Annotated in this window: 1 protein-coding gene; it reads left to right on the top strand. The window is 42.9% G+C overall.

The window, feature by feature from the left end; all coding sequences use genetic code 11:
- Positions 1-98 precede the first annotated feature (98 nt).
- Positions 99-641 carry a hypothetical protein gene (locus BIT28_RS29290; RefSeq protein WP_139310455.1) on the top strand — a complete coding sequence of 181 codons (543 nt, stop codon included), beginning with the start codon at positions 99-101 and terminating at the stop codon, positions 639-641.
- Positions 642-1,978 lie beyond the last annotated feature (1,337 nt).

Here is a 1,978-nt window from a genome sequence, read left to right as displayed (position 1 = left end):
ACTTGTTTGACTCGGCATTTTTGGTTCGGAGTTCAGTGGGTTTGGAGAGTTGGTCGTGGCGCACCTTATCCCAGGCGTTATATTTTTTAAGGTAAATAATGAGTTCTGAATTAATTGATAGAATTGAAGCTATAAGAGCTTCTAGGTTGAGTTCGATCAGAAGAAATAAACATGGAAACCTAGAAGTATCGAACCCGCCACCAACAAATTCTTCAGGTATGTATTGGATTTATACAAATTACGATATTGATTTGATGAAAAACAGTACATGCACTTGTGATAAAGGAGCAATTAATATTGCAGATCTAACTTCACAACATGATGGCTTACCTCATGTCTGTACGATCAGTCAGGATTCCGGTACTGATGGAGAGTTTAGGTTGGTTTACAATGGAATTGCTGGTAAATCTCTTGGTGTTCGCGGTCGTATTCATCAACATTTTAATGGTGGTAAAGGGACTGGTTGTCTTTCAATTCTTAAGTCATCCATGTGCGATCTTGATAGATGGCAAGTGTCATATGTAACGTTTGAAAATAATAAATCACCTATAGACATTAATGTAAATTATAACGATGAAGCTAAAAATATTGAGCGTATATGGCGTCTAAAGTTTGGGTGGCCACTTTTATGCAAAATATAACAAGGCAATCAAGGTGATGCGTTACACTCGGCGGTTTTGGTAGGGAGTTCGGTGTGCTTTGCTGGTTCATCGTGGCACACCTTATTGCTGGCGTTATGGCGTAGATGAGTACAGATAACGTGGCTGCCTATTACTTGCCGATGGGTCGTTCTTAGTCGCTAGTATATTGCAGTTTTCCAGCTCTGTTATGGTGCTGGATGTTTTCAAAGGAAATCGGCATTTGTAGGAATCGTACGCAACACGCCCGATTATCGTTATGAGATGGCTGTTTTCACTAAGCCAATTGGCTTCTGCATTCATCTGAACCTTCCTTCACGAAGGTTGGATCGAGGCTTAGCAGCTAGCAAGTCGTAGTTTTCCAATTCTGTTATGGTGTTGGATGTTTACAATGAAAATAACCCTTGTGGGTTCCAGTCCGCAGCACGCTCGATTGTCGTTTAGTACTCGCTGATTTTCTTCCTTAAGCACCGATTTAAACTGATAGAAGAGAGCAGTCCATTCTTCTTCCGAACAAATCCTGCTCAAATTTCCATCAAAAGGCTCAGATTTCAGTTATAGCTATCTGAAATAAATCACAAATCTGCGATCCCTCAACTTCCTGTTCACTCAGTGATGTATGATGCCTGAATCATATGGCAGGTAAATAATTCTGTTCGGCGGTAGCGTGCCTGATGCTTGTATTGGATCCCTCAAGTTCGCCATAACAAGGCAATCAAGGGTGACGCGTTACACTCGGCGGTTTTGGTATGGAGTGCGGTGTGCTTGGTGAGTTCATTGTGGCGCACCTTATTGCAGGCGTTATGCACCTAGAGCCAAGATTTTCAATGGTAGAAAATTCATCGCTTTTTTCCACGATTTCTCTGGCCATTCGTTTGCCGAAAGGCTGCCTGTAAGTCCGAAGATAAGTAGGTTGTTGTTATATTTGCTGCCTTGAAGTCTGGCAATTCAATATCATAATTTCAACGTTACTTTGCTGTGAAAGTGTTGGCGCATCTCTTTGGCTATTGGTTTGGCGAAGCAGCCAAGCTTCTCCGCATCAGGTTGTCATGCAGGTTTCTCTGGCTCAAATCGTTGAAAGTGAATCGGAATTATCAGAGTCCGGATTTGTTGCCTGTATGCCGCAGATTTATCACGCGTGGAAAGATTTTCGGCCAAGTATGATCGTATTAATGGATGGAGTTGCATAACAAAGGTATCAAGGTGACTTGTTTGACTCGGCGGTTTTGGTTCGGAGTTCAGTGGGTTTGGTGAGTTGGTCGTGGCGCACCTTATCCCAGGCGTTATGGCGTAGGGGCGTACAGGCAACGTGGCGATCGTTTTCTTGCTACTCGGGTCGT

The sequence above is a fragment of the Photobacterium proteolyticum genome, from assembly GCF_001939735.1.
Classification (GTDB): Bacteria; Pseudomonadota; Gammaproteobacteria; order Enterobacterales; family Vibrionaceae; genus Photobacterium; species Photobacterium proteolyticum.
This window is presented reverse-complemented; position numbering and strand designations above follow the sequence as displayed.